This window comes from Planococcus sp. APC 3906 (assembly GCF_030407685.1).
Classification (GTDB): domain Bacteria; phylum Bacillota; class Bacilli; order Bacillales_A; family Planococcaceae; genus Planococcus; species Planococcus koreensis.
This window is the reverse complement of sequence record NZ_JASDCW010000002.1, coordinates 21,084-45,520: the sequence shown is the minus strand read 5'-3', so window position 1 is coordinate 45,520 and position 24,437 is coordinate 21,084. Positions and strand designations below refer to the sequence as shown.

Annotated in this window: 23 protein-coding genes and 1 pseudogene; 8 read left to right on the top strand and 16 right to left on the bottom strand. The window is 50.2% G+C overall.

The features are described from left to right. Positions 1-6 precede the first annotated feature (6 nt). The 4 genes from QMA09_RS01575 to QMA09_RS01560 all read right to left on the bottom strand — a co-directional run bounded on the left by QMA09_RS01575 (position 7) and on the right by QMA09_RS01560 (position 4,901). Positions 7-1,746 (bottom strand): ABC transporter ATP-binding protein, encoded by a 1,740-nt coding sequence (locus QMA09_RS01575; protein WP_290211763.1) that lies wholly within the window; start codon positions 1,744-1,746, stop codon positions 7-9. 48 nt (positions 1,747-1,794) lie between these two features. Further along, on the bottom strand, positions 1,795-3,006 hold the full coding sequence (locus QMA09_RS01570; protein ID WP_290211762.1) for an MFS transporter: 1,212 nt from the start codon (positions 3,004-3,006) through the stop codon (positions 1,795-1,797). Between the two features lie 276 nt (positions 3,007-3,282). Beyond that, positions 3,283-3,588, bottom strand: coding sequence for a DUF3817 domain-containing protein (locus QMA09_RS01565; protein ID WP_290211761.1), 306 nt, complete (start codon positions 3,586-3,588; stop codon positions 3,283-3,285). A gap of 119 nt (positions 3,589-3,707) precedes the next feature. Then, positions 3,708-4,901, bottom strand: coding sequence for a class I SAM-dependent rRNA methyltransferase (locus QMA09_RS01560; RefSeq protein ID WP_290211760.1), 1,194 nt, complete (start codon positions 4,899-4,901; stop codon positions 3,708-3,710). Positions 4,902-5,100: 199 nt separating this feature from the next. Here QMA09_RS01560 and QMA09_RS01555 point away from each other — a divergent pair, with 199 nt between their 5' ends. Beyond that, positions 5,101-5,751 carry a GntR family transcriptional regulator gene (locus tag QMA09_RS01555; protein WP_290211759.1) on the top strand — a complete coding sequence of 217 codons (651 nt, stop codon included), beginning with the start codon at positions 5,101-5,103 and terminating at the stop codon, positions 5,749-5,751. A 108-nt stretch (positions 5,752-5,859) separates the two neighbouring features. Here the strand turns inward: QMA09_RS01555 and brnQ are convergent, their stop codons facing one another. Then, positions 5,860-7,230, bottom strand: coding sequence for a branched-chain amino acid transport system II carrier protein (gene brnQ, locus QMA09_RS01550; protein WP_290211758.1), 1,371 nt, complete (start codon positions 7,228-7,230; stop codon positions 5,860-5,862). Positions 7,231-7,544: 314 nt separating this feature from the next. Further along, positions 7,545-8,240 carry an AIM24 family protein gene (locus tag QMA09_RS01545; protein WP_135503486.1) on the bottom strand — a complete coding sequence of 232 codons (696 nt, stop codon included), beginning with the start codon at positions 8,238-8,240 and terminating at the stop codon, positions 7,545-7,547. Positions 8,241-8,434: 194 nt separating this feature from the next. On the opposite strand from QMA09_RS01545, the gene QMA09_RS01540 reads away from it, so the two are divergent. Continuing rightward, the gene (locus QMA09_RS01540) at positions 8,435-8,806 is read left to right on the top strand and encodes a CidA/LrgA family protein (protein ID WP_135503488.1); all 372 of its coding nucleotides are present in this window, start codon (positions 8,435-8,437) and stop codon (positions 8,804-8,806) included. A 5-nt stretch (positions 8,807-8,811) separates the two neighbouring features. Then, a complete protein-coding gene (locus QMA09_RS01535; RefSeq protein WP_135503490.1) occupies positions 8,812-9,504 on the top strand; it encodes an LrgB family protein in 693 nt (230 codons plus the stop codon). Positions 9,505-9,544: 40 nt separating this feature from the next. Here QMA09_RS01535 and QMA09_RS01530 read toward each other — a convergent pair whose 3' ends face one another. From QMA09_RS01530 to QMA09_RS01520, 3 genes and pseudogenes are all read right to left on the bottom strand, one after another. Then, a complete protein-coding gene (locus tag QMA09_RS01530) occupies positions 9,545-9,931 on the bottom strand; it encodes a VOC family protein (protein ID WP_290211757.1) in 387 nt (128 codons plus the stop codon). A 14-nt stretch (positions 9,932-9,945) separates the two neighbouring features. Continuing rightward, positions 9,946-11,553 carry an ABC transporter permease gene (locus QMA09_RS01525; RefSeq protein ID WP_290211756.1) on the bottom strand — a complete coding sequence of 536 codons (1,608 nt, stop codon included), beginning with the start codon at positions 11,551-11,553 and terminating at the stop codon, positions 9,946-9,948. Further along, a pseudogene (locus QMA09_RS01520) lies at positions 11,553-12,454 on the bottom strand (ABC transporter ATP-binding protein). Before QMA09_RS01520 ends, QMA09_RS01525 begins: the two are co-directional and overlap by 1 nt. A 194-nt stretch (positions 12,455-12,648) precedes the next feature. Between QMA09_RS01520 and QMA09_RS01515 the strand changes: the two are divergent. From QMA09_RS01515 to QMA09_RS01495, 5 genes are all read left to right on the top strand, one after another. Next, positions 12,649-13,500 carry a transporter substrate-binding domain-containing protein gene (locus QMA09_RS01515; protein ID WP_135503498.1) on the top strand — a complete coding sequence of 284 codons (852 nt, stop codon included), beginning with the start codon at positions 12,649-12,651 and terminating at the stop codon, positions 13,498-13,500. Between the two features lie 149 nt (positions 13,501-13,649). After that, complete coding sequence (gene pxpB / locus QMA09_RS01510) at positions 13,650-14,348, top strand: 5-oxoprolinase subunit PxpB (protein WP_290211755.1); 699 nt, start codon at positions 13,650-13,652, stop codon at positions 14,346-14,348. Beyond that, positions 14,332-15,312 carry a 5-oxoprolinase subunit C family protein gene (locus QMA09_RS01505; RefSeq protein ID WP_290211754.1) on the top strand — a complete coding sequence of 327 codons (981 nt, stop codon included), beginning with the start codon at positions 14,332-14,334 and terminating at the stop codon, positions 15,310-15,312. Before pxpB ends, QMA09_RS01505 begins: the two co-directional genes overlap by 17 nt. Next, a complete protein-coding gene (locus QMA09_RS01500; RefSeq protein ID WP_290211753.1) occupies positions 15,309-16,079 on the top strand; it encodes a LamB/YcsF family protein in 771 nt (256 codons plus the stop codon). The genes QMA09_RS01505 and QMA09_RS01500 overlap by 4 nt, the downstream gene beginning before the upstream one ends. Before the next feature lie 24 nt (positions 16,080-16,103). Further along, positions 16,104-17,312, top strand: coding sequence for an NRAMP family divalent metal transporter (locus QMA09_RS01495; RefSeq protein ID WP_183736516.1), 1,209 nt, complete (start codon positions 16,104-16,106; stop codon positions 17,310-17,312). Between the two features lie 53 nt (positions 17,313-17,365). On the opposite strand, the gene QMA09_RS01490 is transcribed toward QMA09_RS01495, so the two are convergent. The 7 genes from QMA09_RS01490 to QMA09_RS01460 all read right to left on the bottom strand — a co-directional run bounded on the left by QMA09_RS01490 (position 17,366) and on the right by QMA09_RS01460 (position 24,303). Continuing rightward, on the bottom strand, positions 17,366-18,124 hold the full coding sequence (locus QMA09_RS01490; RefSeq protein ID WP_290211918.1) for an amino acid ABC transporter ATP-binding protein: 759 nt from the start codon (positions 18,122-18,124) through the stop codon (positions 17,366-17,368). 23 nt (positions 18,125-18,147) lie between these two features. Next, positions 18,148-18,804 carry an amino acid ABC transporter permease gene (locus QMA09_RS01485; RefSeq protein WP_183736515.1) on the bottom strand — a complete coding sequence of 219 codons (657 nt, stop codon included), beginning with the start codon at positions 18,802-18,804 and terminating at the stop codon, positions 18,148-18,150. A gap of 31 nt (positions 18,805-18,835) precedes the next feature. Then, entirely contained in the window at positions 18,836-19,999 is a 1,164-nt protein-coding gene (locus QMA09_RS01480) for a saccharopine dehydrogenase family protein (protein WP_183736514.1), read from the bottom strand. 90 nt (positions 20,000-20,089) lie between these two features. Then, complete coding sequence (locus QMA09_RS01475; RefSeq protein ID WP_290211752.1) at positions 20,090-20,911, bottom strand: transporter substrate-binding domain-containing protein; 822 nt, start codon at positions 20,909-20,911, stop codon at positions 20,090-20,092. Positions 20,912-21,285: 374 nt separating this feature from the next. After that, positions 21,286-22,302 carry an ABC transporter ATP-binding protein gene (locus QMA09_RS01470; protein WP_135505850.1) on the bottom strand — a complete coding sequence of 339 codons (1,017 nt, stop codon included), beginning with the start codon at positions 22,300-22,302 and terminating at the stop codon, positions 21,286-21,288. A 16-nt stretch (positions 22,303-22,318) separates the two neighbouring features. Then, positions 22,319-23,377 carry an oligopeptide ABC transporter permease gene (gene opp3C, locus QMA09_RS01465; protein ID WP_290211751.1) on the bottom strand — a complete coding sequence of 353 codons (1,059 nt, stop codon included), beginning with the start codon at positions 23,375-23,377 and terminating at the stop codon, positions 22,319-22,321. Further along, positions 23,374-24,303, bottom strand: a complete 930-nt coding sequence (locus QMA09_RS01460) for an ABC transporter permease (protein WP_135505847.1) — start codon at positions 24,301-24,303, stop codon at positions 23,374-23,376. Before QMA09_RS01460 ends, opp3C begins: the two co-directional genes overlap by 4 nt. Positions 24,304-24,437 lie beyond the last annotated feature (134 nt).

The following is a 24,437-nucleotide window of genomic DNA, read 5'->3' as shown; positions in this document are numbered from 1 at the left end:
GCAAATTCAAGTTAATTGCTGTTCCGCAAATTCTTTATAGAGCGCATGCGATGCAGCCAATTCCTCGTGTGTGCCCGTTCCGGTAACACGCCCTTTTTCAATAAAGACAATCTTGTCAGCGTCGACAATCGTCGACAATCGATGGGCAATGACAAATGTCGTGCGCCCTTCCATCAAACGGCTGAGCGCTTGCTGGACAATGCCTTCTGACTGGCTGTCAAGGCTCGCTGTCGCTTCATCCATCATGAGGATTTTAGGATCCCGTAAAAAGGCGCGCGCGATGGCGACCCGTTGGCGCTGGCCGCCTGATAATTTAACCCCTCTTTCGCCGACTTCTGTGTCGAGTCCATCCGGGAATTCCATGATAAAGCCTTCCGCATAAGCCATGCGGGAAACACGCCATAACTCTTCATCAGGAATCTTTTCCGCTTCAGGCAGGCCGTAAGTCAGGTTCGCCCTTATCGTGCCACCCATCATGGCGCTTTCCTGCGAAACGTAGCCGATTTGGCTGCGCCACGATGCCAGCGAAATGCTGCTGATGCCCACACCGCCGATGGTGATTTCACCGGCAGCCGGTTCATAATAGCGTTCAAGCAAACTGAACACCGTCGTTTTGCCGCCTCCGCTTGGCCCTGCAAAAGCGATCATCTCGCCCGGCTGCGCTTCAAAAGAAATATCCGCGAGCACCGCTTCTCCTGTTTCATAAGAAAAACTGATGTTTTCGGCACGCAAGGTTTTTCCGGCGATGTCCATATTGCTGCCGCCCTGCGCTTCTTCTAGCGGCACTTCCAAGATGCCTATGATGCGTTCTGTCGCACCTTTCGCTTTTTGCAATTCCGTAAAGAAACGCGCGAACGTCGCAAGCGGCACAATGATTTGGAACAAATACAGCAGGAACGCGACAAGCGATCCCGTCGACATGGACCCTTCTGCTACACGGATTCCGCCGTAGCCCAAAATCATGACAATGACCAGCATGACTGCCAAGTACATGAGCGGCGCAATCCATGCATATATTTTCGCTTCTTTCATGCCGATTGCGTACAAGCCGGCAATCCCCTGCAAGCCTCTCTTTTCTTCAACTTGTTCAGCGGTTGATGATTTCATTAAACGGATTTCACTTAAAGTTTGCTGGACATGGCCGGTGAATTGCGCCGTTTCATCCTGCAGGCTGCGGGAAATCTTCGCCATGCGCCGGCCAAGCGGAATCATGATCGCCACTGTCATCGGCACTGATACCATCATCAATAACGTCATTTTCCAGTCCAGCACAGCTAAGATAACGACTGCGCCGATAATGGAAATGATGCCCGTGACAAATTGCGGGAAATGGTCGGTAATCAGATTTCGCACAATGCCGGTATCATTGACCACACGGCTCACTGTCTCGCCGCTCGATTGCTGGTCAAAATAGCTGACGCGCAAACGGATCAAATGGACCCACATGCGCTCCCGCAATCCCGCAACGATGCGCTGGCCCACTTTGCTCAATAAATAAATCGAGACGCCGTTAATAATGGCCTGCAGGATAAATGCCGCCCCGATGCCGATCATCAGCGGCACACTCAGTGAATCGAGCGAGAAACCGTCCACCAAATCTCTGGTCAATAACGGCACGGCCAATCCGACCAGCGTCGTCACTAAACTGGCGGCCAGCCCGAACGCCAACGCCCCTTTTGGAATCTTTAGCGACAGCAACAAGGATAAAAACGGCTTTAAGCCGATTGTTTTCTCTTTTTCTTTCATCAATTAAAACTCCATTCCATCCTTTTAATCCGCACCGATTCTTCCCTATTAAGCAGCTGTGATTTTCCGGTCTTTCGGCAACGCCATTCCCGCCAAGCCCATAATCGGCAAAAAGGACACAACGACCATCGTTTCATATATCCCGATGGCGTCCATCAAGACGCCAATCGCTACGCCGCCGATCGCTCCCATGCCGAAAGCCAGTCCGACCGTCAGCCCAGACATTGTCCCTATCTTGCTGGGCACCAATTCTTGCGCGTAAACGACTGTTACCGAGAAGCTCAGCATAATGAAAAACCCGATAAATGCCAGCAGCACAACAACGAACCCTACCGATACATAAGGCAAAACAAGTGCAAGCGGAATCGGCACCAACAGCGATAAGACAATGACATTCTTGCGTCCGATGCGGTCCGCCAAAGGCCCTCCAAAAAAGGTCCCTGCCGCTCCCAATGCCAGGAACAGGAATATGTAAAGTTGGCCCTTCTGAATCGTCAATCCGTATTGTTCTATCAAATGGAAAATATAAAAGCTTGTTATGTTCGTCACATAGAACGAACGCGCGAAAATGATGATAAGCAGCAGCGCCAATGCAACGCCAACCTGCTTTTTTGACAGCTCCGGCAGTGACGACAACAGCGCTTTCCTGCCATTGCCTGCCCGTTGACGCGCCAGTTCCGCTTTGTACCACATCGAAATGCGCGACAGGATGAAAATCCCAAGCGCCGCCACAAAAAGGAACAACGCCGCTCCTTGCTGGCCGAGCGGCACCAAGATAAATGCGCTGATCAACGGCGCCAGCGCCTGCCCCGAGTTGCCGCCCACCTGGTAAATCGATTGCGACAAGCCGCGGCGATGCCCCGCCGCCATGAACGACACGCGGGATCCTTCCGGGTGAAACACCGCAGACCCCAAGCCGAGGAACATCACGGACACCACAATCATCCAATATTCCGGCGCGAACGCCAGCCCCGCCATACCCAGGAACGAACTTGCCATACCGAACGGCAGCGCGAAAGGCATCGGTTTTTTATCGCTGATAAATCCGACAACCGGCTGCAGCACGGACGCGACCATATTTAGCGCAAACGCAATCAGTCCAAGCTGTGTGAAGGTCAGGCCAAGGTCCGCCTCCAGAATCGGAAACATCGCCGGAATGACCGCCTGCAGCGAATCATTTAAAAGATGGCACGCCCCCATCGCGAACATGACAGGGTATACCGGATTCCCCAACACGGGGGATGTCGCTATCTTCGCCATAAACCTGCCTCCTCTCCGAAATCCTAATCACTTTCATTATAGAATATTTCCCCGCACCAAGACATTTCCAACAATGGGCTTTTTTCTCGTTGGAAAAACTTCATTTATATATTATTTATCAAGTTGCTAAGTGAGCCGATATTCCGCAAAAAAGTCCCGCTAAAACATGTGCTCCTGCATCGCTGCGCTAGCTTCGAGACATGAAAGTACGTTGTAGCGCAATGAAAAGATATAAAAGAAATGAAAAACACCCGCAGACTCGTGTCTGCAGGTGTTTTAAACAGCCTTTGCTTGCTGCCAGTCTTCAAGGCGTCGGTCCAGCACGAAATTTCCGAACGGGATGAAAGCGACTGCCACTGCAGCCACTGAAAAACGGAATGGCCATTTGAAGACGAACGTCATATAGGCGATCATCACACAGTAAAGCGTGAACAGCCCTCCGTGGACGGCGCCGACTACACTGACAGCCTCCGGAAAACCAAAGAAATATTTTAACGGCATGGCCAAAAACAATAAGATCAACAATGAACTTCCTTCAAGCAAACCCATGAACCGGAATTTGCCCAATGCATTTTTTATCATCTTTTCCCCTCGCTATCTATTTTTTCATTATAGAAGGGACAGAGGGATGGAGACAAGCAGGAGAACAGCAAAAGGCGTTTTTTAGCCGTCCACCCTTCAACATTCCGCCACATTTCCCGTTAGCCCAATTTCACGAACAAGACTTTCAGGTAATCGCCTTCTTTGAACTCTTTGCGCACCCGGAAATCTTTCGGCAATGTGAACTCTTCGACGATCTTGTATGATTTGCCTTCTTCTTTGAATGCTTTTTCGATAAAGCCTTTGAATTTCTGCATGCCGAACGATGCGCTATTCGTCGATGCCACGATGACGCCCTTGTCTTCAGTGATGGCGATGGCTTCCCGCATCAGGTGCGTATAGTCTTTCGATGTGCTGAACGTGTATTTTTTCGAACGCGCAAAGCTTGGCGGATCGAGGACGACCAAGTCGAATTTCATTTCTTTGCGCTTGGCGTATTTAAAGTAATTGAAGACGTCCATCACCAGGATGTCCTGGCTTTCGTAATCGATGCCGTTGACGCTGAATTGCTCAATGGTTTTGCTGTTGCTGCGCTTCGCCAAATCGACGCTCGTCGTCTTCATGGCACCGCCGAGTGCAGCTGCCACCGAGAATGCCCCTGTGTACGAGAACGTATTCAACACCGTCTTGCCTTTCGCGTAGCGCTCTTTGATGGCGTTGCGGACATCGCGCTGGTCCAAGAAAATGCCGGTCATTGCACCATCGTTCAAGTAAATCGCGAAGTTGATGCTGTTTTCTTTGACGATCAGCGGGAATTCGCCGCGTTCGCCCGCTACGAAATCATCTTCTTCGATGTATTGCCCTTTCGCATCAAAGCGTTTTTTTTGGTAAATCCCTTTGCAATCCGCCACATTCTGCAGCGCCGCAATCACTTCGTCTTTAAACGAGTAAACACCTTCGCTGTACCAGCTGACAAGGTAAAAACCGCCGTAATAGTCGATCGACAAGCCGCCGAAGCCATCGCCTTCGCCGTTGAAGACACGGAATGCTGTCGTGTCGGGATCATCGTAAAAGCTTTTGCGCTCCGCGATGGCCGCGGCCAGCGTCCGTTCGATAAACCCTTGGCTGATGGCTTCGTCTTTATTGCGCGTCAATACCCAGCCGTAGCCCTTATTTTGTTTGCCATAATAGCCTTTTGCCAGGAACTTATCATTCTTATCCACCAAATTGACAATGGTGCCTTCTGTTTCAAGCACATCCACATTTTCAAGCGCTTCTTTCGCAATCAGCGGATAGCCCCTTTGGAACTCTGCTTTCGCTTTATCATTCACTTTGATCGTAAGTTCTTGTCTCATCATCACTCATCCTATTCTTTAAAATCGATTCTCTTCTCTTCAGTGTATTACAATCACGCGGCTAATCATACCGCAGTCTGGAATGCCCTACTGCAAGATCGGAAGCAGTAAAGCGATATATTGCATAAAGCATATTTAACATTTCCACAAATTGGTGTATACTTTTAGTATTAACAGCAAGAGAAAGGGTGCACCTGCAATGCCGATTCCAGTAAATCACGCAAAACCGATTCGTATGACTGCGAAAGAAAACGCGTACAACCAATTACAGCAATGGATTATTGATGGCACTTTACAGCCTGGTGAAAAGCTGGTTGATACGGAACTTGCCCAAGCGCTGAATTTAAGCAGGACCCCCATCCGCGAAGCGCTTCAATTATTGGAAGTCCAGGGGTTCGTGGAAATGTTCCCCGGCAAGGCGACCCGTGTGACAAGCGTTGACAAGGAAGACCTGAAAACCTTGCTGCCGCCGCTTTCTGCGCTGCAGGCCTTGGCTGCCGAATTGGCAATCCCCCGCCTCGACAGCGAATTGATCGATCTGCTTACCGAAACGAATCAGCGTTTTGCTGATGCCATAAAAGCGCGGGATAATTTCTCGGCATTGAAAATCGACCAGGAATTCCACCAGCACATCGTTGATGCAGCCGGAAACCCTTATGTCGATACCATCCTTGGCCGTCTGCAAGCCCATGTCCGCAGACAGTTTTTCCACCATTCATTGATTTTGACCCAGCAATCGGTCGAAGAACACAGCGAAATCATCGCGGCATTAAAAGAACAGGACGCTGAAAAAGTGTGCCTGCTGATGAAAGCCAATTGGAATCGCACAATCGATGAGCTGTCGTTATAGGTTTCTGATGCCATTGAAAAAAGCTGTCCCCTGCGCGCTAAGCGCGGGAGACAGCTTTTTTGATATGGAAGCCAGCCCGATTTTTCGGATCAGCCTATATCCGGGCAATTATGCTTCATTGCGCGCCGTTTGAACACGGACGCCTTTCCGGCTTCGAGCAATGACGGTAAATATGGCAATAGCAACCAGTGCTGGTACAAGCCAGCCAAGCCCATCAGTGTAAAGTGGCAATGATGCAGCATAGAAATCGATGATCGATTGCAGCCAAGCAGGATTGGCAATGCCAAGTGACGCAGTCAGCGTCTTCAATCCATCGATGATTGCGATAAAGAATGTTACTGCCATAGCGCCAACGTAGACGATCCGGTCATGCTTGAACACCGGCGACAGGAACGCCAAGATGATTAAAACAATCGCCAATGGATACAAGAACATCAATACAGGAATGGAATAGGCGATGATATTCGAAAGGCCTGCGTTTGCCACTACTAAAGAGAAGACAGAGAAAATGACCACATAAACTTTGTAGCTGATTCTCGGCATCAATTTATGGAAGTATTCCGCATTAGCAACGGTCAAGCCGATAGCAGTCGTCAGACAGGCAAGCGTAATGATGACCGCAAGCAAAAGCGTACCGAATGTTCCGAAGTAATGGGAGGATGCTCCACTTAATACGGGGCCGCCTGTTTCAAAAAGCCCTAAAGTGCTTGTGCTGGTTGAGCCTAGATAAGCGATTCCAGCATAAACGACTGCCAAAAGACCAGCAGCGACCACTCCGCTTTTCAGCGTTGCGGATAAAATCCCTTTTGGCGAAGTAACACCCAATTTACGGACAGTAGCGATGACGATAATGCCGAATACCAAAGAGGCCAAGGCATCCATCGTGTTATAGCCTTCTGTGAATCCTTTTAGGAAAGCGCCGCTTGCGTAGGCTTCCTGTGGAGCCGCTGCTTTGCCCATCGGGTTTACAATTGCCATGATCAATAGTGCAGCCAGCGTAATAAGAATTGCCGGCGACAGGAATTTGCCGATGCTATCGACCAATTTCGAAGGATTCAGGGACAATAACAGTGAAAGCCCAAAGAAAATCACTGTAAAAACCGGTAATCCGATCGATGCGAAGTCTCCGCCAACGAAAGGAGCAATGCCAATTTCATACGATACGGCGCCTGTTCTCGGAAGTGCAAAGAACGGTCCGATCGTTAAATACAAAAGTGCTGTAAAGATGACGCCGAATACGGGATGCACACGGCTTGAAAGGTCTTGCAAATCACTGCTTTTCGAATAGCCGATCGCTAAAATTCCAAGGAGCGGCAAGCCGACGCCTGTAATCAAGAAGCCCAGAATGGCCCATGCGACTTCAGAGCCTGCAGCTTGTCCAAGTTGGGCCGGAAAAATCAAGTTCCCTGCACCAAAAAATAATGCAAACAACATCATTCCAATTACAGCATACGCGCTAAACGATAACTTTTTATCCATTTCCTTTTTTCCTCCTAAGCATTAAGCTATTCATTTTCTATGACAAAAGAAATTTTAAGATAATATTTCGACTCACTAATCTTTGTATGCAATATATCGCATAAAGTCATAATACAATATCTAAAGAAAAATGCAACATAATTTACTTTAAATTTTCAAAAAAACAGTTAATTTCGTAAACTTGTTGATGGAACTCATTTTTTCGGAATAGCTTTTCTCAAAAAAAGGAAATCTTGCAGGAATTTAGAAATCGCCGCAAAAAAACCCGGGCGCAAATGCCCGGGTGTCCACATCTTATAAAAACCTTAGCCAAATCATGTCACATTGCCGCTAAGGTACACTTCTTCGAATGGCTGAACGATGACAAAGCCTTCTCCTGTAAATTCCATCTGAATCGACTCCCCGCTTCCGCGCCCAAGAAATGTCCGCAGCGAAACATCGGTGCGGAACTCAGGCGTCAAATTGCCTGACCAGGCAACAGTAGCGTTCGGATCGGTCAGCACCGGCTCTCCCGGACGCACAAGCAGCGTCAATGGCTCATAATGGGAAGTGATCGCCACCCGCCCTTTGCCCTTCAATGTCACATTGAACAAGCCGCCGGCCATGACGCCAGCCATTTTCCGCATCATCTTGATTTCCCACTGAATGCCCGGTTCGAAAGCCAGCAAATCATTGCCGTTGACCGTAATGGCTTCATCGTTCAATTCAAAAATTGTGATTTTTTTCCCTTTGTCCGCCAGATACAGCCGGCCGCGGCCGACAGCTTTCATCAACGAAGTTCCTTCACCGGTCAATGCTTTTTTGAACATCGTGCCGACGCCGTGCTCAAGAACACCTTCACGCTCGAACTTGATTTGTCCGGTATAAGAAATCATCGAACCTGCTTTTGCCCACACCATATCTGCTAAATTCACTTCCAGGATGCGTGGTGTTTCCAGCTCGAAATAATCGTTTTCCCGTTCGTCTTGCTTGGTCAGCCGGATAAATTCATCAATCGTATAATTCGCCATATGCCATTTCCCCTTTCCGTCTATAGTATCTATCTACGGATGCTGCATCTTGAAGGTTTCATTAATCTATCTGCAGTGTTTCTCGGATTGCGCAAATCTTATGCCCCGCTTCCGTGTGAAAATGTTGTAGAATAACTAATTATGGAAAGAAGCTCGTTTTGTTTTGCCAATTTTACCGGAAGGCGCGATGTTCAATGAAATTTTTGATAACCTTTACGCAGCTGATCGTATTATACGGATTTTACGTCGCTGGCGAATGGCTGCGGGATTTTTTCAATTTGCCGCTTCCTGGCAGCATCGTCGGCTTCTTGCTGCTTTTTATCGCATTACTCCTGAAAATTTATCCGCTGCGGTGGATCGAATCCGGCGCTCAATTCCTTCTCGCTTTTTTATCCTTGTATTTTATCCCGGCCACGGTCGGTGTTATGCAGTACGGCGATTTGTTTACAGGCAAAGGCCTATGGCTGATTGCCATTGCGATGTTCAGTACATTGATGACAATGGGCGTATCCGCTGTCCTCAGCCAATGGGCTTCCCGGCGGCGTACTGACGAAAGGAGCTTGTGACGCTTATGAATCTTGTCCTGTTGTCGTTGCTGTTCGCCGCATTGACCATTGCAGCCTACTTGTTTTTGAACACTCTTTACCTGAAATACCGCTGGACGCTGCTGACGCCCGTGTTGACGACGACCGCGGCGCTGATCGTCATCCTATTGCTGTTTGACATCCCTTACGAGCGCTATATGCTCGGCGGACAGTGGATTGGCGCACTGCTCGGACCCGCTGTAGTGGCACTTGCAGTCCCTCTTTACAAGCAGCGGAAACTATTGGCGCAAAACTTGGCGCCCATCATGCTCGGTGTATCAGCAGGCGCATTGGTCGGCATGCTCAGCGGTGCGCTGCTGGCAAAAGTGATGGGCTTTTCCGCCGAAATGATTTTAACGATTCTGCCAAAATCGATTACTACACCAGTTGCCATGCAGCTCGCAGATTCGCTTGGCGGAATCCCGTCGTTGGCGGCGGTATTTGTCATGGCTGCCGGATTCACCGGCATCCTCACGGGTCCTTGGCTCTTGAAAACGCTCCGCATCGATTCAGCCATCGGGCGCGGCATCGGCCTTGGCACATCCGCCCACGGGCTTGGCACCGCAAAAGCTTTTGAATACGGCGTCGAAGACGCCTCGATGAGCTCAGTAGCGATGACATTGAGTGCAGTCGTCGGTTCATTTGTCGGCCCGGCGATTGTCTGGCTATTGTTTATGTAAACAACAGAACCCCCATGCGCAGCTGGCGCATGGGGGGTTGTTATGGCAAATTCAATTGCCAGGAGACGCCGAAACGGTCGATCAGCCAGCCGAATTTCCGGCTGAACGGATAGTCGCCGAGCGGCATCAATTCTTCACCGCCTTCAGACAGCTGGCTGAAGGCGCGATCAATTTCCCTCTCGCTGTCGCATGTTACATAGAGTGAAATGGCAGGCGTAAAACTGAAATCATGCTTGATCGTGCTGTCAATGCACAAAAGGACTTGGTCGGCGAGCCTGAATTGGGCCAGCATCACCGAACCATCTTCGTTATACGTAACATTGTCGATAGCGGAATCCTCAAACACCGCCGTATAATATTTCATCGCTTCCTCCGCTTGCCCAGTAAACATTAGAAAAGTGGTGACTTTCGGGAGTTGACGTTCCAATGCGATCCTCTCCTTTACGATTGGCTGATGTCTCTTTTATTGAAGCCCATAAATCCAATGATTAAAAGTACGGCAGCGGCAGCGGCCAATGCGCTTAGAATGCCCCAATCCACGGCTTCAACCGGCACTTGCGCGACATAGCCGTAAGGCGTCAGCTTTTGCACCCAATCCGGGAATTGAAACAGCTCGCCAAAATAAATGGCAATAAAAGAAAATGCGATGTAAAGCCACATCAAACCGGTGAACCTCGGCGCCCAGCCGAGCAATAACACTGCTATGCCGACCATCACCCATGCCGCCGGCAAATAAGCCAGCGCAGCCTTCATGAACATCGCGAGCCGAAGATCTTCCTCGATGACCGAAATGCCGACTCCGCCAAGGCCGAGGCCAGCGAGCCCCAAGATCACGAAGCTTGCCAACACCGCAAGCAGCACATAGCTGCCAAGCAGCCGATTTTTCGATACGGCCTTGCTCAGGATGTGCTCCAACCGCCCATTGGTTTCTTCCCCTTTCACTTTCAGCACCGCCATCAGCACAGGAATCGTCCCGAGTATGGCCATAACCGACATCAGCACCGGGATGAATTGTTCGGTAATGGAAAATCCGGATTGCTGGACGATCAGCTGCTGCATCAAATCGATGTCTTCAAAGAAAGATTCCATGTCGCCGAGCACCGAGCCATAGGAGGCGCCAATCAGCAGCAACCCTGCGGCCCATGCGATGAGTCCCGTCCGCTGAAGCCGGAATGCCAGGCCGAACGGGTTCGCCAGCCCCTTGGAAGCATGCGCCCGCCCTGCACGCACCGGCAAAAAGCCGGAGCCGAGGTCACGCACCGAATTCAAATACAGCGCCAGCAGCGCGAGCGCCAACGCCGCGCCGGCCGTCAAGAAAATGGGCCACCAATAATTAGTGACATAGGCTTCCGTGCGGAGAATCCAGCCGAGCGGTGAAAACAGCGACAGCGTTCCGCCTGACAGATCCCCGATTGCGCGGATGATATAAGCCAGCAGCAATGCCGTAATCGACAAGCCGACAGTGCCCCTCGAACTCTGGGAGAGCTGGGCGAAAACAGCCGCTAGTGCAGCGAATACCATGCCGGCCGATCCCAGCGCAAAACCATAGACGAAAGACCCTTCGGCATCGATGCTGTCAATGTTCAGCGCCATCAATGAAAGCGCGGTCAATACCGATAACAGAACATTCACGCCGAATAGCACGAGCAGCACCGACAGCAAATTCGACAGCCGACCGACCGGCAGCGACCGGATCATTTCCAGCCGGCCATCTTCTTCGTCCGCGCGCGTATGGCGGGACAGCAGAAGGATATTCATGAGCCCGACCACCACAGCCGTCATCAGCAGCATTTCATGGCTCAGCATCGCCCCGATTGTGTAATTATCCAAACCATAGCCCGGGCCGACCATCGCCGTCATCGCCGGATTGCGCATCGTCTCCGCCATCGCCTGCCGTTCCGCATCATTCTGGTATAAACCGGTGAACGCAAAAGCGATGATGCACGTCATCGCGATGAATGACAACAGCCATAAAGGCAGCCGCAGGCGGTCGCGCTGGACGATAAAACGCATCAAAGCGCTTGTGCCTTGCACTAACCCTTTGTCCATTAGCCCCCGCCCCCCGGATGATCGGCTTTTTCATAATGCCGAATGAACAACTCCTCCAATGTCGGCGGGGAACTGTCCATCCGCGTAATGCCAAAAGCGCTGATATGGCGCATGATGGCGTCAAGCTCTTCCGTGTCCGCCTGAAACGATACCGCGCCGTCTTCGTCCGTGACGCCGCTGACGCCTTTCAACTCCCGCAAACCGGCAATCGGCACTTTCGTCTCGACTTGGACGATGGTGCCGGTCAGGTGCCGGAGCTCTTTCAATGTTCCTGTTTCGATGATTTTCCCTTGCTGGATGATTGCCACCTTGTCGCAGATCTTTTCCACTTCTGACAAGATGTGGCTCGACAAGAGCACGCTTTTGCCTTTTGCTTTCACTTCCATAATATAATCCTGGAAAACCCGTTCCATCAGCGGATCCAATCCGGAAGTCGGCTCATCCAAAATATAAAGGTCCGCATCCATGCACAGCGCAGCGACCAGCGCCACTTTCTGCCGATTGCCTTTGGAATAGGCATGGCATTTCTTGCGCGGGTCCAGATCGAATCGGCGGATCAGCTCTTCCCGCTTGCCGTCCGGTTTGCCGCCGCGCAATTTGATGAACAAATCGATGACTTCCCCGCCGGTCAGATTTGGCCATAAATTGACGTCCCCGGCACATAGGCGACCCGCTTATGGATTTCCAATGCATCTTTCCAGGCATCCAGACCGAAGATTTCCGCCTTCCCTTCGGTTGCTTGGAGAATGCCGAGAAGCACGCGCAGCGTCGTCGACTTTCCTGATCCGTTCGGACCGATAAAACCGAAAACCTCGCCCGCCTCCACTTCCAAATCAACTCCGTCAAGCGCCTTGAAATCTCCGAACATCTTCGTTAAACCACTTGTTTTCAACATCGCCATGTACGCCACTCCGTTCTGGCCATTTCACTCCAGCCCTTTGCTCTTATGGAATTAATTCGATGCATTGCCAGCCATCCCCTGCAATTGAATTGAAAGAATAATTAAACTTATCGGGAAGTTGCAAGAATACTTTGCCCCCTTTCGTTTATAATGCTATGTTTTTAAAGGATTACATTTCAAGGAGGGACCAAACGATGAAGCATTTATTGAAAAAACAGGGTTGGGCTTTGCTAGCAGGCACATTATCCCTTTCACTTTTAGCAGGCTGCGGATCTTCTGGCAGCGACAGCGGTTCTGAAGAAGCCAAAACGGCGTGGGACGAAATCAAAGAAGAAGGCACATTGACGGTTGCCACTTCCGGCACATTGTTCCCGACTTCTTACCGCGAAGAAGGCACCGACAAATTGACTGGCTTCGAAGTTGAAGTCGTGCGCGAAATCGCTGAACGCCTCGAGCTTGAAGTCGAATTCTCGGAGCTCGGCTTCGATGAAATGCTGACGTCTGTGCAAACAGGCCAAGTCGACCTAGCAGCGAATGACATTGAAGCAACGGAAGACCGCAAAGAGAAATTCGCTTTCTCGACGCCATTCAAATTTTCATACGGCACAGCGATTGTCCGCAAAGATGATTTGTCGGGCATCAAGACATTGGAAGATTTAAAAGGCAAAAAAGCGGCTGGCGCTTCCACGTCGGTCTATATGGAAACGGCCCGTTCTTATGGCGCTGAAGAAGTGGTTTACGACAACGCGACGAACGAAGTGTATTTGCGCGACGTCGCCATCGGACGCACGGACGTTATCTTGAACGATTATTATTTGCAGACATTGGCTTTGGCGGCTTTCCCGGAATTGAACATCACCATCCACCCCGACATCAAGTACAGCCCGTCGGAAGTGAGCATGGTCATGAACAAAGACAACGAAGAATTGGTTGAAAACGTCAACGGCGCTATCGAAGAAATGCTGGAAGACGGCACGATTGCCGAAATTTCAAAAGAATTTTTCAACGGCGCTGACGCAACACAGAAAATCGATATCGAAGAATAAAGAAGGAAGCTGTCCGCGGTTGCGGATAGCTTCTTTTTGCCTTTAACGGCGTCTTCCTCCAATGAATCTCCGCATTCCCTTCCATTCATCACTGCAAAGCCATATAATTGAAAAAAGTAATTCGAATAATCAGAGGATGAGGTGGCAGCATGAGCTTTACGTTCACCCCGCTTGGGGACCAGGCGATCATGATCGAAGCCGGCAACGAAATAACCGAAGAAGTGCAGCAGCAAATCCGGAAAGCGGCGGCCTTGCTCGAAGGCCGGCCTCCTGTATGGATGGTCGAATCGATACCAGCGTTCACGACGATCGCGGTCTTCTACAACCCGCTTGCCGTTTTATACGATGAAGCGAAAAGTGCTTTAGAAGAGCTCTTGCAGCATGCCAGCGGGGTTCCTGTACCAGAACCGCGCATTGTGGAAATTCCCGTATGCTACGGGGGCGAGTTCGGTCCCGACCTGGAATTCGTGGCACAGCATAATGGATTGACTGCTGAAGAAGTGGTTGCCATCCACAGCGCGGGCGACTATGCGGTGTCGATGATCGGTTTTGCCCCCGGCTTCCCATTCATCAGCGGCATGTCCGAGAAAATCGCAGCGCCACGCCGGGAAAGCCCGCGGCTGCGAATACCGGAACGAACCGTCGGCATCGCTGGCATCCAGACCGGCGTCTACCCGATTGAAACACCGGGCGGCTGGCAATTGATCGGCCGTACACCGCTGCGCCTGTTCCGGCCGGAGCAGGAAATGCCCAGCTTGCTGAAAGCCGGCGACACCATTAAATTCCGCCGGATTTCAGAACAGGAATACTACGAATGGGAGGAACATGATGATGCTGAAGATTCTTAAAGGCGGCATGCTGACATCCGTACAGGACCTTGGACGCTACGGCTTCCAGAAATACGGCGTCATCGCGAGCGGCGCAATGGATCCATTTGCGCACCGCATCGCGAATTTGCTCGTGGGGAACCACGAAAATGCAGCAACGCTTGAAATTTCTCTTGCCGGCCCTTCCATTGAGTTCGAAGAAGATGCAATCATCGCGTTATGCGGCGGAGACCTGTCCCCTCAACTCGACGGCAAAGAATGCCGCATGTGGCGCACGCTTGCAGTCAAAAAAGGATGCACCTTGTCATTCGGCGCACCGAAGAAAGGATGCCGAACCTATCTTGCCGCAGCTGGCGGCATCAATGTGCCTGAAGTCATGCACAGCAAATCGACCTATTTGCGCGCAGCGATCGGCGGATTTCAGGGGCGGGCGCTGAAAACGGGCGACCGTGTGCCATTGAATCCGGTGGACCCAAAACGCGCGGCAGCGCTGTTGAAAGCGGCGAACTCCGGCCAGGAATGGCAGATTCCGGCCATCCGCTATTTCAATGAACCCGTAGTCCGCATCATGAAAGGCCGCCAATTTGACTTGTTCGATGCACAAAGCCAAGAGCGGGTCTTTAACAGCCAGTTCACTGTTGGCGCTCATTCCGACCGCATGGGTTACCGCCTTGAAGGCACACCGCTTACACTCAGCAAAGCTGAGGAATTGATTTCGGAGCCTGTGGCATTCGGTTCGATTCAAGTGCCGCCGGACGGCAACCCCATCGTCTTGATGGCAGACCGCCAGACGACCGGCGGCTATCCGAAAATCGGCCAAGTGGCAAGCATCGACTTGCCGCTCATCAGCCAATTGAATCCGGGAGATAAAATCCGCTTCAAGGAAATTTCGCTCGATGAAGCGCAAAAGCGGTTGATTGCGCAGGAACAGCATATCCGCCAAATGAAAATTGGAATCGACTTGAAAATGGAGGAATGGAAATGACGTTTAAAGTGGATTTGAACTGCGATATGGGAGAAAGCTTCGGCGTTTACCGAATGGGCAATGACGAGGCCATCCTGGACTACATCACATCAGCCAATATCGCCTGCGGCTTCCATGCGGGGGATCCGGCAACGATGCGCAAAACCGTTCAGCTCGCGCTCGAGAAGAACGTCGGCATCGGTGCCCACCCCGGGCTTCAGGACCTGGTCGGCTTCGGCCGGCGCAACATCAGCTTGTCGCCGCAGGAAGCCTATGACCTGGTCGTTTACCAGATCGGCGCTTTATCAGGCTTCGTCCAAGCTGAAGGCGGCAAGATGCAGCATGTCAAAGCCCACGGCGCCCTTTACAATATGGCTGCGCAAAATGCCGGATTATCGGAAGCGATCGCGGAAGCCGTGTATAAAATCGATCCTGAACTTATTTTATTCGGCTTGTCCGGCAGCGAATTGGTGAAAGCCGGGAAAAAGATCGGTTTGCGCACTGCCAACGAAGTTTTCTCGGACCGCACCTACCAGGCCGACGGCAGTTTGACACCGCGCACCCAGCCGGATGCACTCATCACCGATACCGGGACGGCACTCGAACAAGTCATACGTATGGTCAAAGAACAAAAAGTCATGAGCACCCAGCAGCAGGAAATCCAAATTACAGCCGACACCATCTGCATCCACGGCGACGGCGCGACGGCACTCGATTTCGCAGCTGCCATCTCGAGTTCACTGGCCGGTGCAGGAATCGACATCACCAAAGTAGAAGAGTTTCTGTAATTCCATTACAAAGGAGGCAATACCATGGACAAAGATGCGAAAATCATTAAAAAAGCGAACCGCAGCGTCCTGCTCGGTGCCGCTTTCCTGATGGCGACTTCCGCCATCGGGCCTGGGTTCCTTACCCAGACGACCGTTTTTACTGACCAATTGATGGCTTCGATGGGCTTTGTCATTCTCATTTCCATCATCATTGATATCGGAGCCCAGACTAATATTTGGCGCATCATTGCCGTCTCTGGAAAACGGGCACAGGATATTGCCAATGATGTGCTGCCTGGCCTCGGTTACTTTTTAGCCCTTCTTGTTGTCATGGGCGGCCTGGCCTTCAACATCGGCAATGTCGGCGGCGCTGGCCTCGGGATGAACGTTTTGTTCGGCATCGATGCCAAAACCGGCGCCATTTTAAGCGGCTTGCTGGCCGTCGGCATCTTTGTGGTCAAAGAAGCAGGCAAAGCGATGGACCGGTTTGCCCAGGTTCTCGGGTTCGTCATGATCGCCTTGACAGTTTACGTCATGATTTCGGCCCAGCCGCCGATCGGCGAAGCCGTAGTGAAAACCTTTGTACCGGATACCATCGATATTTTTGCCATCGTAACGCTTGTCGGCGGGACCGTTGGCGGCTATATCACATTTGCCGGCGGCCACCGGCTGATCGATGCCGGCTTGACCGGCAAAGAACACGTACCTGCTGTTACGCGCAGCTCGATTGCCGCCATTCTGATTGCGTCATTGATGCGCGTCCTTCTTTTTCTGGCGGTGCTTGGCGTCGTTTCGCAAGGTTTGCAGCTGAATCCGGACAACCCGCCGGCTTCTGTATTCCAATTGGCTGCCGGCAATATCGGCTACAAGATTTTCGGCGTGGTTATGTGGGCCGCGGCTGTGACATCGGTTGTCGGAGCGGCCTATACGTCCGTGTCGTTTATCCGCACATTCAGCCCGGCGCTTGAAAAATACAACCGCCTGCTGGTCATCAGCTTTATCGTCATTTCAACTTCCGTTTTCGTCATCGTCGGCCAGCCTGTGCTGATCCTCTTGTTGGTGGGCTCGCTGAACGGCTTGATTTTGCCGATTGCCCTCGGCGTCATGCTGATTGCTGCGCATAAGGCGAAAATCGTCGGTGATTACAAGCACCCGCTCTGGATGACCATCTTCGGCGTCATCATCGTTATCGCAATGGCGTGGATGGGGATTTACACGTTATCGAACGGCATCCCACAACTATTTAAATAAACGACAGAAAACCGGCCAGAAGGCATTCCTTCTGGCCGGTTTTTGTTTTCGCTTCAATCCGTAACAACTGCCTCAACTTGGTAAAGAAATTGTTTCGTCCGCTCTTCTTTCGGATGGAGAAAAATTTCTTTGGATGTCCCCTGCTCTACAATGACGCCCTCATCCATAAAGACGACGCGGTCTGCAACTTCTTTCGCAAAATTCATTTCATGTGTGACAATCACCATGGTCATTCCTTCTTCAGCTAAACTCTTAATAACCAGCAGCACTTCACGGACAAGCTCCGGATCGAGTGCGGATGTGGGTTCATCAAACAGCATGACCAGTGGATTCAATGCAAGCGATCTCGCAATCGCCACCCGCTGCTGCTGCCCGCCTGACAACTGCGCTGGAAAATGGTCGCTGCGGTCACCTAAGCCGACTTTGGCCAACAACACTTCAGCGACTTTTTTCGCTTCTTCCGGTTTCATTCCGTGAATGGCAATAGGCCCTTCCATGATATTTTCAATGGCCGTCTTATGCGGAAATAAATTGAACGATTGAAACACAAAACCCGTTTTTTTCCTCAATTCCCTGATGACCTTCTTGCGCTGCCTGTCAATTTTTCCACCGGCATGGACTTGGTATTCACCAATTTGAATGACGCCTTCCGTCGGCTCTTCCAAGAAATTCAAGCAGCGCAGCAACGTGGATTTCCCCGAGCCGCTCGGACCCATAATGACCACCACTTCGCTTTTATCTATTGTCAGATCAATGCCTTTTAAGACTTCATTGTCGCCAAAGGCCTTTTTTAAATTCTCTACTTGGATCATTGTCATGGCAACCTCCTACCGGGTCAGCGGACTAGATATTTGGAACTCTGAATTTCCAGCCTGTCCAATAGCTTGGTGAAAAACGAAATCAAAATCCAGTAAATCGCCGCTGCCACTAAATAAATTGTCAGCGGTTCAAATGTTTTTGCGATGATCAAGCTCGACATTTGCAATAACTCCGTAACGGTAATCACCGATACAAGCGATGTATCTTTTATCAGCACAATAAACGAATTGGACAGCGTCGGAATCGCAATCCGCAGGCTCTGCGGCAAAATGATGCGCTTCAATGCTTGGCTATAGGTCATTCCCATTGAGACCGAAGCTTCCATTTGGCCGCTGTCCACCGCCAAAATGGAGGCGCGGAAAGACTCCGAAAGATATGCCCCTGCATTTAAACTTAACGCCAATACACCGGAAGAAATCGGATCCAAAGCAATCCCTATTTGCGGCAATCCGTAATAGATGACGAATATTTGAACCAGCAGCGGTGTTCCCCGCATAAGGGAGACATACGTATTCGCCACTTCATTTAACACTTTCACTTTCAGGATCCGGATGATGGCTGTAAAAAAACCAATCACCAAGGCAATAACGATGGAAATCGCTGCTAAGAAAATTGTCATTAATGTCGCTTTTAATAATGATGGCAATGAATCGATAATAATCGTAAAGTCCATAGTTCCTCCATTCAGACAAGCGCTATGATTGTTATTCCGATGAAATGAAAACTTCTTCTTTATAGTCAATATCGATTCCTAAACGCTTTAATTCATCAAGAAATGGCTGGAATCGATCCCGAATAATCAAGCTTTCGATCGGAATAACCCCTGTCTCGGTTATTTTCTTTGTCGCAATCAGTTTCGCTATAATGAGCGCTGGAAGCGCGGTCGTCTTAGCCATCGAGGTAATATCCCGTTGATGATCATATAAATCAACCATCTCCCATCGATGCTTTGTCCGCTTTCCGTCTTTTGTGCCCGTCACTTCCACCCGCAGGACGGTAATGTCCTCATGCGAATCCCCTTTCATTTTCGAAACCAGCACTTTCTCGGCAAAAGCACGAGGTGTGGTCACGATCCCTTCAAGCGCAATGGGTATGTCATCAAGAAAGCCGAGCTCACCAATCACCTTCATTTTTTCCCAGTGCCCGGGGTAGCGGACCGTTTTTTCATACAAATTTTTCACTTTTCCTTTTAACACGAAAGCCGTACTATGGGCATCGGTGATTACCGTTTCACATAGCCCGACCGGTTCGGGGAAAGTGATTTCCTGCAGATTGGAAAGCGGCGCCAATTCGACAAGTTCCCCTTCTTCAATGGCCGTTGCCGGTTTCGTATACAGCCGCAATAAACTTTCGAGGCGGTAAACCACTTGATACCATAACGGTGGAATCGGGTGCATCGGAATTCCGCCGCACGTCATGACTGCCTCGTCCGCTTCATCCAAGAGGTCTATGCCTTGGGCCGCTAAGAAATTTGTAATTCCGGGTGCGACACCGCATCCGGGCACAATAATGACGCCTGCCTGCTTCGCTTGTTCGTTCAAATCCATTTTCTCCATGAACTGAGAGCCCACTAGATCCACTAAATGGCAATGGGAGGCAATAGCTGCTTTTATGGCGGCCAAGCTAAGGGAATGAGGAAGACAAGCTATAGCCAAGTCAGCGCCAGTCAATACGTGCGCAATATCTTCTTCTGTCTTTAACGCAGCTACTTTGCCGATCACTTTTGCGCTACCGGCAATGGCCAAGCATTTATCGATGCTGGCTTGATTAACATCCACAGCCGTAATAACGTCGATTTCCGGAAATTTACTCATTTCCGTCACTACCGTTGTGCCAATCATCCCGGTGCCCAAGACAAAGATATGCAAGCTTCTCACCCTCCTTCACCATGCTTTGCTTCAATTAAAGGGAAAGCACAAAGGAATCAAAGATGTTCCTTTGGCCGCTTCCAGCCTCCGTCAATTTTCTAACGGCTCAGTGCCGAACCATTTTTTATAGATTTCATTGTATGTTCCATCTTCTTTCATTTCTCCCAGCGCCACGTTCACTTTTTCAATAAAATCGTCATTGCCTTTATTGACTGCCATACCGATTTCATCTTTATTTAGAATATCGCTCGCAATCTTGATCGGCAGACCCTCTTCTTTAATGTTGTAGCTGATCAGCAATTGGTCGTTGATGATGGCATCCAGGCGCTTGTTTGTTAAATCCTGGATATAATCACTGACCGCTTTGTATAATTTCACATCAGCACCTTCAACGCTATTCGCCACTTCTTCAAAAGTAGTTCCCCCGCCAACGCCGACTTTCTTCCCTTTAATGTCTTCAAGTTTCGTAATATCAGTCGTATCCTCGCGCGTCACCAGCACCGAGCCCGTAATTACGTATGGATCCGTAAAATCGACGCTTTTTTTGCGCTCTTCTGTCACGGTCATTTGGCCGATGATGATATCGAATTTATCAGCTTTCAAGCCGCCGATCAGCCCGTCCCATTTCGTGGCAATAAAATTCGCTTCAACACCAAGGCGTTTGGCGAGTTCATTTGAAATATCGACATCGAATCCTTGGAACTCATCATTGTCGTCCAGGAAATTAAATGGCGGATATGTTCCTTCAAATGCAACATTCAATTTTTTGGATTCTTCAATCCGGCTGAGGACAGTTTCTGCTCCGCTTTTTTTCTCCTCTTGCGCCGTTTCTTCGGCATCCCCAGAACCACAGGCTGCCAACATACTGATGATTAATAAAAGAATGAACGACCACACAACATTTTTCTTCACCTTATTTTCCCCCTTCTTTTTTAGCACTGCTCTTTTCTTTTGATGTGGAAAAATAACATTCTGCCGATTTGCCCATGAAGCAAACCCATTAACGATAAATCGGAGAACATGAATGGATGGCTTTTACGAAGAAAAGATTTAACCGAAAAGATTATACAAGCGAGGGAGTTCGAACGTCATTTTTCTCTTCCTTTTTTTAGAAGTTATTCTCTCCATTATTCTTCAAAAAATACCAAAAGTCAATTGAACTTTCAGATTTTTCAGATAAAATTGATTATTTCAAAGCTCATTTGGAATAAACGAAATAGTTGGGGCTGTTTTAGGAAAAGAAAAAAAGCTTACCCTAAGGCAAGCTTTTCTCTCTAGAACTTGTGTTAATTGACACCGAGCACTTCTCCCGGTGACGCTTTCGGCGTCCGCACATCCTGAAGCCAGCATGCCGCCGTATGGCCTTGCTCCACTTCGGTATCCTGCGGCGTATACGAATGGCACACTTTCATCGTATGCGGGCATCTCGCCGCAAAAGCACAGCCTTCGCCGAGCGTCGCGAGCGTCGGTGGAGAGCCGGCAATCGGCAATAGCGGCTGCCCTTTGTCTTCATTGAGCTTGGGCATCGATTTCAAGAGCCCCAGTGTATATGGGTGCTGCGGATTATAGAAAATCTGATCCAGCGTCCCTTGTTCGACGATCTTGCCGCCGTACATGACAGCAACACGGTCCGCCATATTGGCGACGACCCCAAGGTCATGGGTGATCAAAATAATGGCCGTGTCTGTTTTTTGCTGCAAATCTTTCATCAAATCCAGAATTTGTGCCTGGATGGTGACGTCAAGCGCAGTTGTCGGCTCATCCGCAATCAGTACTTTCGGATTGCAGGCAAGCGCCAAAGCGATGACGACGCGCTGGCGCATCCCGCCGGAGAACTGATGCGGGTAATTGTCCAGCCGCTGCTCTGCTTTCGGAATGCCCACCAATTTCAGCATCTCAAGCGCGCGGTCGCGTGCCTGTGCTTTCGTCATGTTCTGATGGCGCTGAAGGCCTTCCATGATTTGCTTGCCGACTTTCATCGTCGGATTCAGCGACGTCATCGGATCCTGGAACACCATCGAAATTTCGGAGCCGCGGATATCGGTGATTTCTTTGGCAGACAGGCTCAGCAGGCTCTTTTCGCCATAGAGAATATCGCCTTTGCTGATTTCGGTATTGTGTTTAGGCAATAAACGCATGATCGATTTCGCCGTCACGGATTTCCCTGAGCCCGATTCACCGACAATTGCCAGTGTCTCGCCTTTTTTCAGCTCAAAGTTGACCCCACGGACAGCAGTGACTTTCCCGGTTTGGGTCTTGAATGAAACATGCAGATTATCAACCGTCAAAATATTTTCTTTCATCGGATAGGACCCTCCCCTATTTTCTCATTTTCGGATCTAATGCATCGCGCAAACCGTCACCCAGCAAGTTGAAGCAAATCATAATCGTACTGATGACAAGCGCCGGGAAAATCAATTTATACGGGAAATACCTCATCGATTTATAGCCGTCTTCAATCAGTACGCCGAGTGATGCAAGCGGCGCCTGCAAGCCGAGGCCGATAAAGCTCAAGAAGGCTTCAAAGAATATCGCTGTCGGAATCGTGAACATGACCGTGACAATGATCGGCCCCATGACGTTCGGGAGCAGATGCTTCGTGATCAAGCGGCCGTTCGACGCGCCAAGCGTGCGGGAAGCCAAGACGAATTCCTGGCCTTTCAATTGCAGGATCTGGCCCCGCACAACCCGTGCCATGCCGACCCAGCCGGTGATGACCATTGCCAAAATGATGGAACGGACACCCGGTTCGAGCACCAGGATAAAGAGGATGATGACAATCAAGTTCGGAATCCCCATCAGCACTTCGATGATCCGCTGCATGACGTTATCCACCCGTCCGCCATAGAACGATGAAATCCCGCCATAAATCACACCGATAATCAAATCGAGCGCAGCTGCCACCACCGCAATGAATAAGGAGATTTGCGTACCTTTCCAGACACGCGTCCATAAATCGCGGCCGAATTCATCTGTGCCGAACCAGTAATTGGTTTCTACTTGGCGCTCAGCGTAGACATCTGTGCCCTGTGCATTCAATCCATTAAAGCCGAGCCATTCCAGCCCTTCCACTTTCGGCGGCATATTGGAATGCGCCAAGTTTTGTTCGCGGTAGGTGAATTCATTCATGCTCGGCCCGATCAGCGCCAAGACGATCAAGAACACCAATAGCACCAACGAAATCATGGCACCTTTATTTTTAGCGAGCCGGTGGAACGCTTCTTTCCAGAACGACTGGGAAGGCGTGCCAATTTCTTCGCTTTTGCTTTGGTCAAGCGGCGATTTCACAAAAAGATCGGCGGGAATGCCGTCCGGCGTGTTGCCGCTTTGCAATTCGCTCCCTTGCCTGCGCGGCAATTTTGCGTCTAGTTCTGTCATGCTGATTCCCCCCTAAAATTGATGCGGGGATCCAGGAATCCGTAGATGATGTCGACGACAAAGACGACAAAGATGAACAGCGCGCTATAGAAAATCGTGATCCCCATGATAACGCTGTAATCGAGCACCAGGATAGACAATGTGAATTGCTCCCCCAGCCCCGGCACCGAAAAGATTTTTTCAATGACCAGCGTACCGGTCATAATGGAAACCGCCAGCGGTCCAAGCATCGTAACAACCGGAATCAGCGCGTTGCGGATAACGTGCTTGACCACAACCTGCTTTTCGGTCATCCCTTTTGCGCGTGCAGTAATGACATAATCCTGGCCGATAACTTCAAGCATTTCACTGCGGATAAACCGCGCGACTGTCGCCGTTACAGTCACTGACAGCGCAATCGACGGCAGCAGGGTGCTCGAATAGCCTTCCCATAGCGCGACCGGAAGCCAGCCGAGCTTAACGCCTACATAATACTGCAGCAAAGCTGCGAAGACGAATGACGGAATCGACATCCCCAAAACGGCAAGAGCCACAGAACCGTAATCGAAAAGCGAATTATGCTTCAATGCGGAAATGATGCCGAGCACCATGCCGACAATCGCTCCAATGATCAGCGCCTGCAAGCCGATAAATGCCGAAGGTCCGATCCGGCTGCTGATCATGCTTTCCACAGTCCGTCCTTCATGCTGAAAAGAATAGCCCAAGTCGCCTTGCACCAAGTTGCCGATATATCGGAGATACTGGATGCCAACCGGCTGGTCCAGCCCATATTTCGCATTCAATACTGCCATTTGCCCAGCCGTCAATTTTTCCGGGTTGGTGAATGGAGTTCCTGGAAGCAGCTGCATGAGGAAAAATGTTGCAGTAACAATGATAAAAAGCGTAATAATCATGTAACCAATCCGCTGGATCAGATACCGTTTCATAGGAACACCCCTATTTCTGTATGGTAAGTCTGTTCTATATAAGTTGAATTAATAATTGTAGATATGGAGCAAAACAGCTACGCTTGCCGCGGGCGAGCGCCAAGCCTGCGAGGGCAAGTCTTTGCGACGAAGCG

Bases quoted from the DNA above. Each gene is read 5' to 3' on its own strand.
- QMA09_RS01575 (WP_290211763.1), bottom strand. From the start codon at position 1,746: ATGAAAGAAAAAGAGAAAACAATCGGCTTAAAGCCGTTTTTATCCTTG.
- QMA09_RS01570 (WP_290211762.1), bottom strand. From the start codon at position 3,006: ATGGCGAAGATAGCGACATCCCCCGTGTTGGGGAATCCGGTATACCCT.
- QMA09_RS01565 (WP_290211761.1), bottom strand. From the start codon at position 3,588: ATGATAAAAAATGCATTGGGCAAATTCCGGTTCATGGGTTTGCTTGAA.
- QMA09_RS01560 (WP_290211760.1), bottom strand. From the start codon at position 4,901: ATGAGACAAGAACTTACGATCAAAGTGAATGATAAAGCGAAAGCAGAG.
- QMA09_RS01555 (WP_290211759.1), top strand. From the start codon at position 5,101: ATGCCGATTCCAGTAAATCACGCAAAACCGATTCGTATGACTGCGAAA.
- brnQ (WP_290211758.1), bottom strand. From the start codon at position 7,230: ATGGATAAAAAGTTATCGTTTAGCGCGTATGCTGTAATTGGAATGATG.
- QMA09_RS01545 (WP_135503486.1), bottom strand. From the start codon at position 8,240: ATGGCGAATTATACGATTGATGAATTTATCCGGCTGACCAAGCAAGAC.
- QMA09_RS01540 (WP_135503488.1), top strand. From the start codon at position 8,435: ATGAAATTTTTGATAACCTTTACGCAGCTGATCGTATTATACGGATTT.
- QMA09_RS01535 (WP_135503490.1), top strand. From the start codon at position 8,812: ATGAATCTTGTCCTGTTGTCGTTGCTGTTCGCCGCATTGACCATTGCA.
- QMA09_RS01525 (WP_290211756.1), bottom strand. From the start codon at position 11,553: ATGGACAAAGGGTTAGTGCAAGGCACAAGCGCTTTGATGCGTTTTATC.
- QMA09_RS01515 (WP_135503498.1), top strand. From the start codon at position 12,649: ATGAAGCATTTATTGAAAAAACAGGGTTGGGCTTTGCTAGCAGGCACA.
- pxpB (WP_290211755.1), top strand. From the start codon at position 13,650: ATGAGCTTTACGTTCACCCCGCTTGGGGACCAGGCGATCATGATCGAA.
- QMA09_RS01505 (WP_290211754.1), top strand. From the start codon at position 14,332: ATGCTGAAGATTCTTAAAGGCGGCATGCTGACATCCGTACAGGACCTT.
- QMA09_RS01500 (WP_290211753.1), top strand. From the start codon at position 15,309: ATGACGTTTAAAGTGGATTTGAACTGCGATATGGGAGAAAGCTTCGGC.
- QMA09_RS01495 (WP_183736516.1), top strand. From the start codon at position 16,104: ATGGACAAAGATGCGAAAATCATTAAAAAAGCGAACCGCAGCGTCCTG.
- QMA09_RS01490 (WP_290211918.1), bottom strand. From the start codon at position 18,124: ATGATCCAAGTAGAGAATTTAAAAAAGGCCTTTGGCGACAATGAAGTC.
- QMA09_RS01485 (WP_183736515.1), bottom strand. From the start codon at position 18,804: ATGGACTTTACGATTATTATCGATTCATTGCCATCATTATTAAAAGCG.
- QMA09_RS01470 (WP_135505850.1), bottom strand. From the start codon at position 22,302: ATGAAAGAAAATATTTTGACGGTTGATAATCTGCATGTTTCATTCAAG.
- opp3C (WP_290211751.1), bottom strand. From the start codon at position 23,377: ATGACAGAACTAGACGCAAAATTGCCGCGCAGGCAAGGGAGCGAATTG.
- QMA09_RS01460 (WP_135505847.1), bottom strand. From the start codon at position 24,303: ATGAAACGGTATCTGATCCAGCGGATTGGTTACATGATTATTACGCTT.